Source organism: Streptococcus sp., assembly GCF_030825805.1.
Classification (GTDB): domain Bacteria; phylum Bacillota; class Bacilli; order Lactobacillales; family Streptococcaceae; genus Streptococcus.
On the sequence record NZ_JAPJPF010000043.1, the window covers coordinates 1 to 16817 of the forward strand.

Sequence of the window (16817 nt, forward strand, 5' to 3'; positions counted from 1 at the left end):
ACCAAGCAAGTCGCGTCATGGGAGAAAATCCAGATCGTAAATTTGCGATCATTACTGGATTAAACCTTCCGATGTTGATTCAAGCTTATACAGAGCGTTTGATGGATACAAATGCTGGCGTTGATCAAGTTGCTGCAAACATCATCAAAGAATCTAAAGATGGAATCAAAGCTCTTCCAGAAGAATTGAATCCTGTCGAAGAAGCAAGCACTGCTTCCGCTGCCCCTGTTGCCCAAGCTGCTATTCCAGAAGGAACAGTGATCGGAGATGGCAAGCTCAAGATTAATCTTGCTCGCTTAGATACTCGTCTCCTTCATGGACAAGTCGCTACTGCTTGGACTCCTGATTCAAAAGCAGATCGCATTATCGTTGCTTCAGACTCAGTTGCCAAAGATGAACTTCGTAAAGAGTTGATCAAGCAAGCAGCACCAAATGGTGTCAAAGCAAATGTTGTCCCAATTCAGAAATTGATCGACGTTGCAAAAGATCCACGCTTTGGTGAAACACATGCTTTGATCTTATTTGAAACACCTCAAGATGCCCTTCGTGCCATCGAGGGTGGTGTTCCGATTAAAACCTTGAACGTTGGTTCAATGGCCCACTCAACTGGTAAAACCATGGTTAACAATGTCTTGTCAATGGATAAAGAGGATGTGGCTACATTTGAAAAAATGCGTGATCTTGGAGTGGAATTTGATGTCCGTAAAGTACCAAATGACTCTAAGAAAGATTTGTTTGACTTAATTAACAAAGCGAACGTTCAATAATCGATTACTTACGAAAGGATTTTAAACATGTCTATTATTTCTATGGTATTAGTGGTCGTTGTTGCCTTCTTAGCAGGTCTTGAAGGTATCCTTGACCAATTCCAATTCCACCAACCACTTGTTGCTTGTACCTTAATCGGTTTGGTAACAGGTAACTTGACTGCCGGTGTTATGCTTGGTGGTTCCCTTCAATTACTTGCACTTGGCTGGGCCAACATTGGTGCCGCAGTTGCACCCGACGCTGCTCTTGCATCAGTCGCTGCTGCCATCATCATGGTACTTGGGGGAGACTTCAGTGCAAAAGGAATCGCTGTGGCTCAAGGTGTAGCTATTCCACTTGCAGTTGCTGGTCTTTTCTTGACCATGATCGTCCGTACTCTCTCCGTTGGTTTGGTCCACACTGCCGATGCTGCTGCTAAAAAAGGTGATATCAAAGGCGTAGAACGCGCTCACTTTGTAGCACTTCTCCTTCAAGGTCTTCGTATCGCCATTCCTGCAGCCCTTCTTTTGATGATCCCTGCTGACACTGTTAAAGGTGCTCTTGAAGCGATGCCTGCTTGGTTGTCAGACGGTATGCAAATCGGTGGTGGTATGGTCGTAGCCGTTGGTTACGCCATGGTTATCAACATGATGGCAAGTCGTGAAGTTTGGCCATTCTTTGCCATTGGTTTTGCTCTTGCTGCCGTTAGCCAATTGACCTTGATTGCTCTTGGTGCAATTGGTGTTGCCCTTGCCTTGATCTACCTTTCTCTCTCTAAGAAAGGTGGCAATGGAGGTGGCGGAGTTGCTACTTCTAATGACCCAATCGGCGATATCCTTGAAGACTATTAAGAAAGGTGTGACACTATCATGACTGAAAAATTACAATTATCTAAATCAGATCGTCAAAAAGTTTGGTGGCGTTCAACCTTCTTGCAAGGTTCTTGGAACTATGAACGGATGCAAAACTTGGGTTGGGCTTACTCATTGATCCCAGCTATCAAAAAACTTTACACGAAGAAAGAAGACCAAGCGGCAGCTCTTGAGCGTCACATGGAGTTCTTCAACACTCACCCATACGTAGCTGCTCCAATCATCGGGGTAACTCTTGCCCTTGAAGAAGAAAAAGCAAACGGAGCTGCTATTGATGATGCTGCTATCCAAGGGGTGAAAATCGGTATGATGGGGCCTTTGGCTGGTATTGGAGATCCAGTCTTCTGGTTTACAGTTCGTCCAATCTTGGGAGCTCTTGGAGCATCTCTTGCCTTAACTGGTAACATCCTTGGTCCACTCATCTTCTTCTTTGCATGGAACGCAATTCGTATGTCCTTCTTGTGGTACACCCAAGAACTCGGATACAAAGCAGGTTCTGAAATTACTAAAGATATGTCTGGTGGTATCTTGCAAGACATCACAAAAGGTGCATCTATCCTTGGTATGTTCATCCTCGCTGTCTTAGTAGAACGTTGGGTATCGATTAAATTCGTCTTCAATGTTTCTTCTGTCAAATTAGATGACAAGGCTTATATCCACTGGGATAAACTTCCTGAAGGATACAAGGGAATCCAAGAAGCCTTCGCTCAAGTTGGTTCAGGCCTATCTCAAACACCTGAAAAAGTTACAACTTTCCAACAAAACTTGGATTCATTGATTCCTGGTTTGATGGGATTACTTCTTACTTTTGCTTGTATGTGGTTGCTTAAGAAAAAAGTATCTCCTATCACCATCATTATCGCCCTCTTTGTCATCGGTGTCTTGGCACACGTTGCTGGCTTGATGTAAGCAAAAATCAATAAAAAGAAGGTTTCGGCCTTCTTTTTATTATGATATAATAGAATTACTTGAAATCAGGAGGAAAGAATGGCGCAATCGCAGAATAAAACCGTTGAATTCCATACCACAGGAGTCTCTTATCTAGGAGTGGGAGGAAAGGTTGGAAAAATTTTAGTTGGAGACGTGGCTTTTGAATTTTATGCAGATGCTAATGTAGAAGACTACGTCCAAATTCCCTGGAAAGAAATCGAACAGATTGGAGCCAACGTATCCGGGCGTAAAATTAGCCGCCATTTTGAAATCTATACCAAGGAAAGCAAATTCCTGTTTGCTTCTAAAGACTCGGGAAAAATCTTAAAAATTGCCCGTGAACACCTTGGAAATGATAAAATTGTCAAATTGCCGACCTTGATCCAAACCATCGCAGCTAAAATAAAAAATCTATTTGCAAAATAGCTTCTTTTCTTGTATAATAAACAAAAACGGATAAGTAAGTTAAGAGGCTCTTTCAGAAAGTCTGCGGTTGCTGTGAGCAGATAGAAACCTTAATTGAAATTCTACCGTTTCTTTAAAATACAATATTGAATCAAGTGCACACCTGTGAAGTTGGATGGAACCGTGGCCCTGCCACTCCAACACTATAACAGGTGTGTTTTTTGTTAAAGGAGAAGCTATGTTAGATATTAAACGAATTCGTACCGATTTTGATACGGTTGCTGAAAAATTGGCGACACGTGGGGTAGACGCTGCTATCTTAAATGAGATGAAGGAAATCGATGCTAAACGTCGTGACATCTTAGTCAAGGTTGAAACCCTCAAGGCAGAGCGTAACACCGTTTCTGCTGAAATTGCTCAAGCCAAACGCAACAAGGAAAATGCAGACGACAAGATTGCTGCCATGCAAACCCTATCTGCTGAAGTCAAAGCGCTAGATGCAGAATTAGCGGAAATCGATGCTAAATTGACAGAATTTACCACTACTCTTCCAAACATCCCAGCTGATAGTGTTCCTATTGGTGCAGACGAGGACGATAACGTAGAAGTTCGCCGTTGGGGAACTCCTCGTGAGTTTGACTTTGAACCAAAAGCCCACTGGGATCTTGGCGAGGACTTAGACATCCTTGACTGGGAACGTGGTGGGAAAGTCACTGGTGCCCGCTTCCTTTTCTATAAAGGCCTGGGAGCTCGTTTGGAACGTGCTATCTACAACTTTATGCTAGATGAACACGGTAAGGAAGGCTATACTGAAGTCATCACCCCTTACATGGTCAACCATGACTCTATGTTTGGTACTGGGCAATATCCAAAATTTAAGGAAGATACTTTTGAACTCAGCGATACTAACTATGTCTTGATTCCAACTGCTGAAGTGCCTCTAACGAACTACTACCGTGATGAAATCATCGATGGCAAAGATCTACCAATCTACTTTACTGCTATGAGTCCATCATTCCGTTCAGAAGCTGGTTCAGCTGGTCGTGATACTCGTGGCTTGATCCGCCTTCACCAATTCCACAAGGTTGAAATGGTCAAATTTGCCAAACCGGAAGAATCATACGAAGAATTGGAGAAAATGACAGCCAACGCTGAAAACATCCTTCAAAAACTAAACTTGCCATACCGTGTTGTTGCTCTTTCTACAGGAGATATGGGCTTCTCAGCTGCTAAGACTTATGACTTGGAAGTTTGGATTCCTGCACAAAATACTTACCGTGAAATCTCAAGCTGTTCCAATACAGAAGATTTCCAAGCCCGTCGTGCGCAAATCCGTTACCGTGATGAAGCAGATGGTAAAGTGAAACTTCTTCACACCTTGAATGGTTCTGGATTGGCTGTTGGACGTACCGTCGCTGCTATTCTTGAAAACTATCAAAACGCAGATGGTTCTGTAACCATTCCAGAAGTCCTTCGTCCATACATGGGTGGAGCTGAAGTTATTGCACCAAAATAAGATAAGATAAAAAAACTGAGTCTTGCATCTGCAAGCTCAGTTTTTTTAATATTTACGAAAACGCTGGTAGCGTTGCTCTAGCAGATCTTCGAGAGACAAAGCTTGTAGTTCCTTCAATTCTGCTTGAATTTCCTTCTTCACTTGAGCTAGTAGTTCTCCATTTGAGAAACCATGCTCCGGAATCACCTTGTCCACAATATCCATATTTAACAACTCATGCGAAGTAATCTTCATCAACTCAGCAGCTTCCATGGCACGGCTTCCATCTTTCCATAGAATAGAAGCAAATCCTTCTGGACTCAAGACGGCATAGATAGAGTTCTCCAACATCCAGACCTTGTCCGCTACAGCCAGAGCAAGGGCGCCACCTGAGCCTCCTTCTCCGATGATAATTGCAATAATCGGAACCTTTAAATCACTCATTTCCATGAGGTTACGCGCGATAGCCTCACCCTGTCCCCGTTCTTCAGCGCCAACACCCGGATAAGCACCCGCGGTATTGATGAAGGTTACTACTGGACGACCAAACTTCTCCGCCTGTTTCATCAGACGCAAAGCTTTTCGATAACCTTCAGGGTGGGGTTGACCAAAGTTTCTACTGAGGTTATCCTGAAGATTCTTTCCTTTTTGAATCCCGACAACCGTTACCGCTTGATCTCCAAGCCAACCAATTCCACCAATCACTGCACCGTCATCTCGGAAATTCCGATCTCCATGTAGTTCGATAAAGTTTTCAAAAATTCCATGAGCATAATCAAGAGCTGTCAAACGTCCTTGGTCACGAGCTTCTTTAATAATTTGTGTTATTCTTGTCATTACTTCCCTCCATGAAAGGCTAACAAGTCTGCGATTGTTGAACGCATATCACTACGCTGGACAATCACATCCACAAAGCCATGCTCTTGTAAAAATTCAGCCTTTTGGAAATTATCCGGCAACTGTTCCCGCACGGTTGACTCGATCACTCGACGACCTGCAAATCCCACAAGGGCTTGACTCTCTGCAATGATGATATCCCCTTCCATTGCAAATGACGCCGTTACCCCTCCTGTTGTTGGGTCTGTTAGAACGGTAAGATAAAACAAGCCTGCTTTTGAGTGTCTTTGAACAGCTGCAGAGATTTTAGCCATCTGCATCAAACTGACGATTCCTTCTTGCATCCGAGCACCACCAGAAGCTGTAAAGAGCACGACTGGGAGCTTTTCTTCTGTCGCCAATTCAAATAGGCGGGTAATCTTTTCACCGACCACAGAGCCCATAGAAGCCATGATAAAATTGGAATCCATAATACCAAGAGCGACTTTATGGCCCCCGATCTTTGCAGTTCCTGTTAACACAGCCTCATCAAGCCCTGTTAATTCACGAACAGTCGCCAATTTCTTCTTGTAGTTTGGAAACTTAAGCGGGTCCTTGGTCTCAATACCCGTAAACAGTTCAATAAAGCTTCCTGGATCAATCGTCAATTGAAGCCGTTCTACAGCAGAAATACGGAAGGTATAGCCACACTTAGGACACAGACGTTCACTTCCTAGATCCTTTTGGTAAATGGTATGTTTACAGCCCGGACACTGAGAAAACAACTCATCTGGAACCTCTGGTTTCGGCTGAGGTGCTTCAATGGCCGACCGATTGGGATTAATTCGAATGTACTTATCTTTTTTAGAAAATAAAGCCATCAACTTCTCCTTACTTGGTAAAAGAACTTTGTAATTGTGCGCGTTCATTCCTTGTGAAAATGAATCTCACATTTACAAAGTTCAATGCTTATTGATTTTTCTGATAATTTGGTAAAAATTTTTCCATCAGAAAGGCGGTATCGTAATCACCAGCAATCACATTCGAATCTGAAATCAAATCCAATTGGAAATCACTGTTGGTCATTACACCGTCAATTTCCAACTCATAGAGGGCGCGTTGCATCTTCATCAAGGCATCGAAACGATTCTCTCCATGGACAATGATTTTGGCAATCATACTATCGTAGTAAGGTGGAATCGTATAGCCAGGATAGACTGCAGAATCCACGCGCAAGCCAACCCCTCCACTTGGAAGGTAGAGATTGGTGATCTTTCCTGGACTTGGTGCAAAGTTAAAGGCAGGATTTTCCGCATTGATCCGGCATTCAATGGCATGACCGGAAATTTGGATATCTTCTTGACGCACAGACAATTCTTGGCCTTCAGCAATCTTAATTTGCTCTTTCACGATATCAATTCCAGTGACAAATTCTGTCACGGGATGCTCAACTTGAACCCGAGTATTCATCTCCATGAAGTAAAATTCGCCTTTACCTTCATCGTAAAGAAACTCGATTGTCCCAGCATTTTCATAGCCAACAGATTCTGCCGCGCGGACAGCTGCAGATCCGATTTGGTCTCGAATTGTCTTACCGATTGCTACGGATGGAGATTCTTCGAGGACTTTTTGGTTGTTTCTTTGAAGGGAACAATCCCGTTCACCCAAATGAACCACATGTCCAAATTGGTCAGCCAAAATTTGAACCTCAATATGACGAGCTGGGTAGATGACGCGTTCAAGGTACATAGCTCCATTGCCAAAGGCCGCCTTAGCTTCTGTCGAAGCAGATTCAAAAGCTGGAACTAGGTCCTCTGCCCGTTCTACTTTACGGATACCTTTACCGCCACCTCCAGCTGACGCCTTCAGCATAACAGGATAGCCAATCCGATCAGCAACTTCCAAGGCTTCTTCAGCTGTATGAACTTCACCATCTGATCCTGGAATCACAGGTACGCCTGCTTTGATCATTTGTGCTCGGGCATTAATTTTATCACCCATCATATCCATAACAGATCCTGATGGTCCAATAAACTTAATCCCTACTTCTTCACACATGGTGGCAAACTTCGAATTTTCACTCAAAAATCCAAATCCTGGGTGAATCGCTTCTGATCCAGTCAAAACTGCTGCAGATAAAACAGCATTCATGTTCAAATAAGACTCGGTTGACTTGGCAGGCCCAATACAAACTGCTTCATCCGCTAGTAAGGTATGCAAGGCTTCTTTATCAGCCGTTGAATAGACAGCGACTGTTTCAATTCCTAATTCACGAGCAGCTCGAATAATCCGGACCGCAATTTCACCACGATTCGCGATTAAAATTTTTCGGAACATAGAAACCTCCCTAGTTACCAATTGCAAATGTTAGGGTCCCGCTAGCAGCTAATTTCCCATCGACTTCCGCTTTTGCTTCCACGACCGCAATCGAACCACGACGCTTGACAAAGGTAGCCGTCATCACGAGCTGATCTCCCGGAACGACTTGTTTTTTAAATTTAACCTTATCCATTCCAGCGTAAAAGACTAATTTCCCTTTATTTTCTGGTTTGGATAATTCTAAGACACCGGCAGTTTGTGCCAAGGCTTCCATAATGAGGACACCTGGCATTACTGGGTAGCTTGGAAAGTGCCCATTAAAGAAGGGCTCATTGATCGTCACATTCTTAATGGCTACAATCGTATCCTCACTTGTTTCAAGGACGCGATCCACCAACAACATCGGATAGCGATGCGGAAGAGCCTCTTTAATAGCTTGAATATCGATCATTTAATCCGTACCAATCCTTTCCCAAACTCGACCATTTCTTCATTTGAAACAAGGATTTCAGTGACGATTCCATCTCTTGGCGCAGGAACTTCATTCATGACTTTCATTGCTTCAATAATCAATAAAGTTTGGCCTTTTGAAACGCTATCTCCAACCTGAACAAAAGCTGGTTTATCTGGACCTGAAGCTAAATAAGCTACACCGACAAGAGGACTTTCAACTACTTCCCCTTCTGCTGCTACTGTTGGAGCAACTTCTGGAGCTGACGGAGCAGCTGGTTCTTCTGCGAGAACAACAGGGCTTTCAACAGCGGGCGCCACTTCCTGAACTACAGGAGCTGGCGTAGCAGGTTGCGAGCTAGCTACACTGCCAGTATTTTTACTAAATGATAGCACATCCGTTGCATTTTGATAGCTAAATTCACGAAGACTGGATTGGTCAAATTGACTCATTAGGTCTTTAATTTCTTGAATATTCACTTTATCCCTCCCAACGTTTAAAGGCTAAGACAGCATTGTGTCCTCCAAATCCAAATGTATTGGAAATAGCATAGGAAATCGGACGTTCTTGCCCTTCACCAAAGATGACATTGGCTTCAATATAATCTGATAACTCTTGTGTTCCAGCAGTTTTTGGAACATATTGATGGCGAATTGCTTCAATTGTCGCAATAGCTTCAACTGCCCCTGCTGCTCCCAAGAGGTGACCTGTAAATGATTTTGTAGAAGATACTGGAACTTCTGTACCAAATACAGAAACGATTGCACCACTTTCTCCTTTTTCATTTGCTGGAGTAGAGGTTCCATGGGCGTTGACATAATCAACTTGAGCTGGTTCAATTTCTGCCTCATCCAAAGCCAACTTCATTGCCTTGATAGCACCTTGACCTTCTGGATGTGGAGAAGTCATATGGTAAGCATCACAGGTATTACCGTAGCCCACCACTTCAGCAAGAATGGTTGCACCACGTTTTTCAGCGTGTTCCAAACTTTCAAGTACCAACATACCTGATCCTTCACCCATTACAAATCCATTCCGATCTTTATCAAATGGAATAGAAGCACGAGTTGGATCTTCTGTTGTTGAAAGAGCTGTTAGGGCTTGGAAACCGGCAATTGCAAATGGCGTAATAGAAGCTTCTGAACCACCTACCAACATCAAATCTTGGAAACCAAATTTAATGGCACGGAAAGCATCCCCAATCGCATCATTGGAAGAGGCACAAGCAGTATTGATCGATTTACAAATTCCATTAGCTCCAAAACGCATAGCAACATTACCAGATGCCATATTTGGCAGAGCTTTTGGAAGGGTCATTGGTTTGACACGTTTTGGCCCTTTTTCATGCAAGCGAATCACTTGATCTTCGATTTCTTTGATACCACCGATACCAGAAGCAACAATGACACCAAAACGATCTTTATCAATAGCTTCTACATCTAAACCTGCATGATTCACAGCTTCTTGAGCGGCATACAAAGCATATAATGAGTAGTTGTCAAAGCGGTTTGTATCTTTTTTGATAAAGTATTTATCAAATGGGAAATCTTGGATTTCAGCTGCATTATGAACAGCAAAGTCACTGTGGTCAAATTTTGTAATCGGACCAATTCCAATTTTTCCTTCTTTTAAGCTATTCCAAAATTCTTCTGGAGTGTTTCCGATTGGAGATGTCAAGCCATAGCCTGTTACAACAACACGATTTAATTTCATTTCAAAACCTACCTCTTTTTATTGCATGGTTAAGCCACCATCAATTGCGATGACTTGCCCTGTTAGATATTCTTGAGTCGCAAGAAAGACTGCAACATCTGCTACTTCTTCTGTATTTCCAAATCGTTTCATTGGAATTTGAGCGAGAGACATTTCTTTAATTTTTTCCGGAAGTCCTTCTGTCATATCAGACTCAATGAAGCCCGGCGCAATGACATTGACTCGGACATTTCTACCAGCTACTTCACGCGCTACCGATTTAGAAAAACCAATCAAACCAGCTTTTGAGGCTGCATAGTTAGCTTGTCCAACATTTCCGGTTAGACCGACAACACTCGACATGTTAATGATAGCACCTTCACGCGCCTTGGTCATCGGCTTTAAGACTGATTGTGTCATATTAAAAGCACCAGTCAAATTCACCTTCAAGACTTGCTCAAAATCTTCTTCCGTCAATTTTAACATGAGCTTATCATTGGTAATCCCAGCATTGTTAACAAGGATGTCTACTGAGCCAAGTGCTTCAATCGCTTCCGCGACCATTCGTTTCGCTTCCGTAGCTTGGGATACATCCCCAGTAACGCCAACTACCTTCACACCGTATGAGGCAAATTCATCCACTAGACCTGCAGGGAGCTCTCCACGACTATTTAAGACAATGTTGGCACCTTTTGACGCAAATTTATGTGCAATAGCCAATCCAATGCCTCGACTTGAGCCAGTAACAAATACATTTTTATTCTTCAGTTCCATAGTCACCTCATCTTATTCGTTCAGTAAGGCATCAAGGCTTGCTTGATCCTCAACATTTTTCGTTGGAAGAGTTTTATCAATTTTTTTCAAGAAACCAGTCAAGACCTTACCTGGACCAATTTCAATCACTTCATCTACTCCAAACTCTTGAATCGTTGCAATCGAATCATAGAAACGAACAGGCTCCATCACCTGGCGAGCTAATAAAGCTTTGATTTCGTCTGATTTCATGATCTTTGCTTCTGTATTCCCAACCAAAGGCAAGCTAAAGTCCTTAAAAGTAACTTTTTCAAGTTCAGTCGCTAGTTTTTCACTAGCAGAAGCAAGTAAGGCCGTATGGAAAGGACCAGAGACATTTAGAGGAATCAACCGTTTTGCCCCTGCTTCTTGTAAGAGTTCAACTGCATAATCCACAGCTTCAACCTCTCCACCAATCACAATTTGGGCAGGAGTATTGTAGTTAGCTGGTGTTACAACTCCCTTTTCAGAAGCCTGTTGACAGATTTCTTCAATCAAGGCAGGATCAGTATTCATGACAGCTACCATCTTCCCGCTTCCAGCAGGCGCAGCTGTTTCCATAAATTCACCCCGCTTGGCTACCAAAGCGACTGCTTCTTCAAAAGAAAGAGCACCTGCAGCAACCAAAGCAGAATATTCTCCTAGAGAAAGACCGGCAACAATATCCGGTGTCATGCCCTTTTCTGCTAATAGACGATAAATAGCTACTGAAGTTGTCAAAATAGCCGGTTGGGTAAAGCGTGTTTGATTGAGCTTGTCTTCATCAGAATCAATCAATTCTCGTAAATCATAGCCCAAAATCTGACTTGCAGTATCAAATGTCTCCTTAACAATCGGATAAGTTGCATACAAGTCACTAGCCATCCCCAATTTTTGGGCACCTTGACCAGCAAATAAGAAAGCACGTTTTGTCACTGTCCTCTTCCTTTCCTTTACTTGTTAGAATTTGACATCTGCCCAGCGAGCTGCTTCTTTCTGAATGACTTTAGCAGCTCCAAAATAGATATCTTCCAAGATTTCAGCACAGGTTTCTTCTTTACCTACGAGACCTGCAATTTGTCCTGCCATCACAGATCCGTTATCAACGTCTCCGTCCACAACAGCATTGCGAAGAGCACCTGCTCCTAATTCTTCAATTTCTTCTTGAGTCTTCTTACCTGCCAAGAAATCTTTTTCCGCTTGGTTATAGGCAGAAGCCAATTTATTCTTAATCGCACGAACTGGATGGCCAACAACTGACGCAGACACTACTGTATCAATGTCTTTAGCTTTCAAGATTTTATTCTTAAAGTTTTGGTGAGCATTTGATTCTTTAGCTACGACAAATCGTGTTCCCACTTGAACAGCAGCTGCTCCAAGCATGAAGACTGCAGCTGCTCCAGCACCATCAGCCACACCACCAGCACCAATAACGGGAATAGAAACAGCTTCGACCACTTGACGAACCAGGGTCATGGTAGTCAATTTACCAATATGCCCACCTGCTTCCATTCCTTCAGCAATCACAGCATCCGCACCTAGTTTTTCCATCCGTTTTGCTAAAGCTACTGAAGGTACAACTGGAATAACGGTAATGCCAGCTTCGTGGAAACGATCCATATATTTCCCAGGATTCCCTGCACCAGTGGTAACAACTTTAACCCCTTCTTCGATAACCAAGTCAACAATGTCATCTGCAAAAGGAGAGAGGAGCATGATATTCACTCCAAAAGGTTTGTCAGTAATGGATTTGACACGATCAATATTCGCTTTGACAACTTCTTTAGGTGCATTTCCTCCACCGATGATCCCAAGACCACCTGCATTGGATACAGCTCCAGCAAGATCTCCATCTGCTACCCAAGCCATACCACCTTGGAAAATTGGATATTTAATGTTTAATAATTCTGTAATTCGTGTTTGCATAGTACCTTCCTCATTTTCGCTTAAGTAATAGTTTGAAAGCGGTTCTTTGCTTTGAGCGTCAAACTATTACCTAAACAAGAGAGAATATCTTTCGATACTCTCATCCATTATTATTTAGTTTTTTCTTCTACGTAAGCAACAAGGTCACCTACAGTAGACAATCCTTCTTCAGTTTCAATTTGAATGTCGAATGCATCTTCAATTTCTGAAATCACTTGGAACAAATCCAATGAATCAGCTTCAAGATCTTCAAAAGTAGACTCAAGTGTTACTTCTGATGGTTCTTTACCAAGTTCTTCAACGATAATTTCTTGTACTTTTTCAAATACTGCCATGATTGGCCTCCTTAAAATAATAAAAAATTTTTAAAATGTGTTACCACATGTTTAACTAGATTGTAACAAGAAGTGAGCCCCATGTCAAACCTCCACCAAATCCAGACAGAAGAATTGTTTGACTTCCATCCAATTTGATCAGTCCTTGGTCGACACACTCCGATAATAAAATTGGAATACTTGCGGCACTCGTGTTACCATATTCCATCATGTTTGCAGGAAGTTTTTCCCGATCAACCCCGATTTTCTTAGCCATTTTATCTAAGATACGGTCATTTGCTTGGTGCAGAAGAAAAAAATCAATCTCTTCAACAGGCACTGGAGCATCTGCTAACGTATTTTTAATACTCTTAGCCACATCCCGAATGGCAAAATCAAAGACTGCTCTCCCATCCATTGACAAATATTTTTTATCTTCTTCCTTATCAGAATATGGTGAAGATAAACCAACAGATGATGATTGAAGAACTTCTCCACGGGAACCGTCTGAAAACAGACTTTCTGCTAAAAAAGTTTGTTGCTCGGAAGCTTCCAATAAAACACCGCCAGCACCATCCCCAAACAAGACTGCTGTTGTCCGATCTTCCCAATCGATCACTTTCGATAAGGTTTCACTTCCGATAACGATTCCTCGTTTGTACTGGCCAGAGCGAATATACTTTTCAGCAGTCGCAAGCGCAAATACAAATCCACTACAAGCAGCGGTCAAATCAAAAACAAAGGCTTTAGAGGCACCAATTTTAGCTTGAACACGAGCAGCTGTAGATGGCATCATAGAATCCGGAGAAATCGTTGCAACAATGATAAAATCTATCTGATCCGCATGTAAACCACTCTTTTTAAGCAAGCGACGAGCTACTTCCGCAGCTAAATCGCTGGTTGACTCCGACTTGGATATATGGCGCTTTCGAATTCCCGTCCGACTTGCAATCCACTCATCGCTGGTATCCATCCGTTCAGAAAGATCTTGATTGGAAATCACTTGGCTAGGCGAATAATGGGCTACTTGACTTATTTTTGCAAAAGTCATTATTTCAACTCCTCCAAGAAACGATAAAGGTTCTGCAAACCTTTTTGCATCACTTTCCGTTCATCTGGAGACATCCCATCGATAATCTGATTGACCATCCGCTTGTGAAATTGTTGGTGAAGCCGATACAAGAGTTTTCCTCTTTTGGTCAAACTCAAATGGACAACCCGACGATCAACTTCAGATCTGGTTCGTTCAATATAACCTTTTCGTTCAAGGTTATTTAAACTGGTTGTGACTGTACCTAACGTTACCATTAACGAACGCGAAATATCACTTGGAGTTGCGTTTGGTGTTGAGCCGATGACATCTATTGTGTGCATTTCCTTAATAGAAACATCATTAAATCGACTGCTACGTAAACTAGTTTCTTCGATGACTAAAACGTTGTTAAAAATGGATGTAAGGTAATCATTGACTAGTTGAAAATTCAAAAACCACACCCCCTATTCATTACTTTGATAATCGAATTTTATCAAAATTCAAAGCAAATAGCAAGTCTCAACAACAAAAACATAAAAATTTTACGTTTTTATTTTCCTATAAATTTTGGACGTCGACGCTCTGAATAGGCAATAACTCCCTCTTTAAAGTCTTCTTTTAAAGATAGATTTCTTTGCAATCTCAACTCAATTTCAGCATAGCGATCCCAATCAGTCAGCATGCTAGACCAGGCCAACTCTTTAATCGCAGCAAAAGAATTGTCTGAGCTACGTCTTAACTTCATGAGAAGTTGGTTAACAGTCTTGTCTAATTTATCTACTTCAGAAACCTTATACACAACGCCATATTCCAGAGCCTTTTCAGCACCTAATGGTTCACCGGTCATCGCTAACTGAGTTGCTCTACTCAAACCAATGGCTCTTCCTAAAAGGAAAAGACCACCAGCATCAGGAGCTAAACCTACTCCAACAAAGGCTTGAATAAACTTGGATTTATCAGAAGCAATACAAAAATCTGCTGCTACTGCCATATTAGCAGTTGCTCCTGCAACCGCACCATCTGCTACCATAATCACAGGTTTTGGAAGTTGCTTCATTTTTTTAGAGATTTGATTAACCAATTCCGCAATTTGCGTTAACGAATCGATATCATCGGCATCGACAGCCCGCTTCATCTCTGCTAAATCACCACCAACCGAAAAAACCTTACCGACTGCTTTAAATAGAATAAAACGAATATCTGGATTCTTCTCAGCTAATTCTAATGCTTCAAGGATTTCCTGACACATTGGAATGTTAAAACCATTTGAAACCTCAGGTCTATTTAAAATAATAGATGCGAGATCCTCTTCAACAGAATATATAATCGTTTCGAACACCATAAGCCACCTCTTTACTAATTAGCTGTTCAAATTGTTTGATAGTTGAACTTATTTATTTTTATATTATTTTAGCACAACTACTTTGAGAAGTAAATTACATTTTCATAACAAAGTGTCTCAGCCGAAAGACTTGCTTGATAGCAGTGCTGTTTTAGATTGTAACCAAGCTCTATCTTTGGTATAATTTAAAGAAAGTTGTGTAAAGGAGTCCACATGAAAGTAGTTAAATTTGGTGGTAGTTCATTAGCATCTGCTACCCAGTTAGAAAAAGTATTCAATATCGTTAAAGAAGATGAAGCCCGTCAATACGTGGTCGTTTCTGCTCCAGGGAAACGCAATGCGGAGGACACAAAAGTCACAGATGCCCTCATCAAGTATTTTAAAGAATATACCAACGGAAAAGATACGAACCAAAGTCAAGAATGGATTATCAATCGCTATCGATCTATTACAGAGGAGTTAGACTTAGACGAGGAAATTATCGAAGAGATTGCTAGAGATATCAAATCCCTTGCAACACTTCCCAAGTCTGACAACACTTTCTTATATGATACCTTCTTAGCAGCTGGAGAAAACAACAATGCGAAACTCATCGCAGCTTACTTTGTAAAAAAGGGGTTAGAAGCAAAATATATCCATCCAAAAGATGCAGGTATCTTTGTAACAAGTGAACCTTGCAATGCCCGCATTCTTCCTTCTAGTTACGATAAGATTGAAGAACTGAGAAACCATAATGAAATTTTAGTGATCCCTGGATTCTTTGGAATTACTAAAGAAGGCCAAGTCTGTACTTTTTCAAGAGGTGGTTCTGATATTACAGGATCAATTATCGCAGCGGGAGTTAAAGCAGATCTCTACGAGAACTTTACAGACGTCGATGGTATTTTTGCAGCTCACCCAGGCATTATCAAACAGCCACATTCTATTCCTGAGTTAACCTATAAGGAGATGCGGGAATTAGCCTATGCTGGCTTTAGTGTCCTCCATGATGAAGCACTGGTACCAGCCTATCGTGGAAAGATTCCAATGGTGATCAAGAACACCAACAATCCAAAACATCCAGGTACGAAGATTGTGCTGAACCATACCGATGAAAATGTTAAAGTTGTTGGAATTGCAGGAGATTCTGGATTTGTCAGCATTAATACCACCAAATACCTAATGAATAGAGAAGTCGGATTTGGTAGAAAACTATTACAAATTTTAGAAGATTTGAATATTAGTTGGGATCACATGCCAACTGGAATTGACGATTTATCGGTTATTCTACGTTCGAAAGAATTAACCCCAATTAAAGAACAAGAAATCTTAAAACATTTAATCCAAGACTTACAAGTGGACTATGCAGAAATCGAACATGATCTTTCTATTATCATGATAGTAGGAGAAAATATGAAAAATCAGATCGGTGTAACTGCAACAGCTACGAAAGCTTTATCAGAAAACAACATTAATATCCAAATGATTTCCCAAGGATCCAGTGAAGTTTCTATCATGTTTGTAGTTAATCAAGAACAAGAAAAACAAGCCATAAAAGCTCTATACAATGTATTCTTTAACTAAAAAAAGGTTCGAAAGAACCTTTTTTACTTATCTAATAAAAAAGAAAAATAAAAAAGAAAAATAAAAAAAAACCCCTTTCGGGCACTTACTCCGCCAGTAGGACTCGAACCTACGACATCATGATTAACAGTCATGCGCTAC

At 41.6% G+C, this 16817-nt stretch carries 19 protein-coding genes; 6 read left to right on the plus strand and 13 right to left on the minus strand.

Going from position 1 to position 16817, the window contains the following annotated elements; all coding sequences use genetic code 11:
- The 5 genes from RCH62_RS07050 to serS form a co-directional block, all read left to right on the plus strand.
- Window positions 1-767: PTS sugar transporter subunit IIB (locus tag RCH62_RS07050; RefSeq protein ID WP_306474912.1), on the plus strand; the 767-nt coding region annotated here is incomplete at its 5' end.
- Between the two features lie 27 nt (window positions 768-794).
- Complete coding sequence (locus RCH62_RS07055) at window positions 795-1598, plus strand: PTS mannose/fructose/sorbose transporter subunit IIC (protein ID WP_061564765.1); 804 nt, start codon at window positions 795-797, stop codon at window positions 1596-1598.
- 18 nt (window positions 1599-1616) lie between these two features.
- Entirely contained in the window at window positions 1617-2528 is a 912-nt protein-coding gene (locus tag RCH62_RS07060; RefSeq protein ID WP_123159669.1) for a PTS system mannose/fructose/sorbose family transporter subunit IID, read from the plus strand.
- Window positions 2529-2606: 78 nt separating this feature from the next.
- Window positions 2607-2975 (plus strand): DUF956 family protein, encoded by a 369-nt coding sequence (locus RCH62_RS07065; RefSeq protein WP_023022254.1) that lies wholly within the window; start codon window positions 2607-2609, stop codon window positions 2973-2975.
- A gap of 217 nt (window positions 2976-3192) precedes the next feature.
- Window positions 3193-4470 carry a serine--tRNA ligase gene (serS, locus tag RCH62_RS07070; protein WP_023022252.1) on the plus strand — a complete coding sequence of 426 codons (1278 nt, stop codon included), beginning with the start codon at window positions 3193-3195 and terminating at the stop codon, window positions 4468-4470.
- Between the two features lie 45 nt (window positions 4471-4515).
- Here serS and RCH62_RS07075 read toward each other — a convergent pair whose 3' ends face one another.
- From RCH62_RS07075 to RCH62_RS07135, 13 genes are all read right to left on the minus strand, one after another.
- A complete protein-coding gene (locus RCH62_RS07075; RefSeq protein ID WP_023022250.1) occupies window positions 4516-5286 on the minus strand; it encodes an acetyl-CoA carboxylase carboxyl transferase subunit alpha in 771 nt (256 codons plus the stop codon).
- Entirely contained in the window at window positions 5286-6146 is an 861-nt protein-coding gene (accD, locus tag RCH62_RS07080) for an acetyl-CoA carboxylase, carboxyltransferase subunit beta (RefSeq protein ID WP_042361364.1), read from the minus strand. Before accD ends, RCH62_RS07075 begins: the two co-directional genes overlap by 1 nt.
- 88 nt (window positions 6147-6234) lie before the next feature.
- Entirely contained in the window at window positions 6235-7602 is a 1368-nt protein-coding gene (locus tag RCH62_RS07085) for an acetyl-CoA carboxylase biotin carboxylase subunit (RefSeq protein WP_023027707.1), read from the minus strand.
- A gap of 10 nt (window positions 7603-7612) precedes the next feature.
- A complete protein-coding gene (gene fabZ / locus RCH62_RS07090; protein ID WP_006596902.1) occupies window positions 7613-8035 on the minus strand; it encodes a 3-hydroxyacyl-ACP dehydratase FabZ in 423 nt (140 codons plus the stop codon).
- Window positions 8032-8514 carry an acetyl-CoA carboxylase biotin carboxyl carrier protein gene (accB, locus tag RCH62_RS07095; protein ID WP_023027706.1) on the minus strand — a complete coding sequence of 161 codons (483 nt, stop codon included), beginning with the start codon at window positions 8512-8514 and terminating at the stop codon, window positions 8032-8034. The genes fabZ and accB overlap by 4 nt, the downstream gene beginning before the upstream one ends.
- Window position 8515: 1 nt before the next feature.
- Window positions 8516-9748 carry a beta-ketoacyl-ACP synthase II gene (gene fabF / locus RCH62_RS07100; protein WP_023022242.1) on the minus strand — a complete coding sequence of 411 codons (1233 nt, stop codon included), beginning with the start codon at window positions 9746-9748 and terminating at the stop codon, window positions 8516-8518.
- Window positions 9749-9766: 18 nt separating this feature from the next.
- Window positions 9767-10501: a 3-oxoacyl-[acyl-carrier-protein] reductase gene (fabG, locus tag RCH62_RS07105; RefSeq protein ID WP_006596905.1), complete on the minus strand. Its 735-nt coding sequence runs from the start codon at window positions 10499-10501 to the stop codon at window positions 9767-9769.
- Between the two features lie 12 nt (window positions 10502-10513).
- Entirely contained in the window at window positions 10514-11434 is a 921-nt protein-coding gene (gene fabD / locus RCH62_RS07110) for an ACP S-malonyltransferase (protein ID WP_023027705.1), read from the minus strand.
- A 24-nt stretch (window positions 11435-11458) separates the two neighbouring features.
- Window positions 11459-12424: an enoyl-[acyl-carrier-protein] reductase FabK gene (gene fabK, locus RCH62_RS07115; RefSeq protein ID WP_023027704.1), complete on the minus strand. Its 966-nt coding sequence runs from the start codon at window positions 12422-12424 to the stop codon at window positions 11459-11461.
- A gap of 110 nt (window positions 12425-12534) precedes the next feature.
- On the minus strand, window positions 12535-12759 hold the full coding sequence (locus RCH62_RS07120; protein WP_003003892.1) for an acyl carrier protein: 225 nt from the start codon (window positions 12757-12759) through the stop codon (window positions 12535-12537).
- Between the two features lie 55 nt (window positions 12760-12814).
- Complete coding sequence (locus RCH62_RS07125; RefSeq protein WP_195348282.1) at window positions 12815-13789, minus strand: beta-ketoacyl-ACP synthase III; 975 nt, start codon at window positions 13787-13789, stop codon at window positions 12815-12817.
- Entirely contained in the window at window positions 13789-14223 is a 435-nt protein-coding gene (locus tag RCH62_RS07130; protein WP_006597415.1) for a MarR family winged helix-turn-helix transcriptional regulator, read from the minus strand. Before RCH62_RS07130 ends, RCH62_RS07125 begins: the two co-directional genes overlap by 1 nt.
- 98 nt (window positions 14224-14321) lie before the next feature.
- Window positions 14322-15113: an enoyl-CoA hydratase gene (locus RCH62_RS07135; protein ID WP_129822877.1), complete on the minus strand. Its 792-nt coding sequence runs from the start codon at window positions 15111-15113 to the stop codon at window positions 14322-14324.
- A gap of 213 nt (window positions 15114-15326) precedes the next feature.
- On the opposite strand from RCH62_RS07135, the gene RCH62_RS07140 reads away from it, so the two are divergent.
- Window positions 15327-16676, plus strand: a complete 1350-nt coding sequence (locus RCH62_RS07140; protein WP_306474913.1) for an aspartate kinase — start codon at window positions 15327-15329, stop codon at window positions 16674-16676.
- Window positions 16677-16817: the final 141 nt, after the last annotated feature.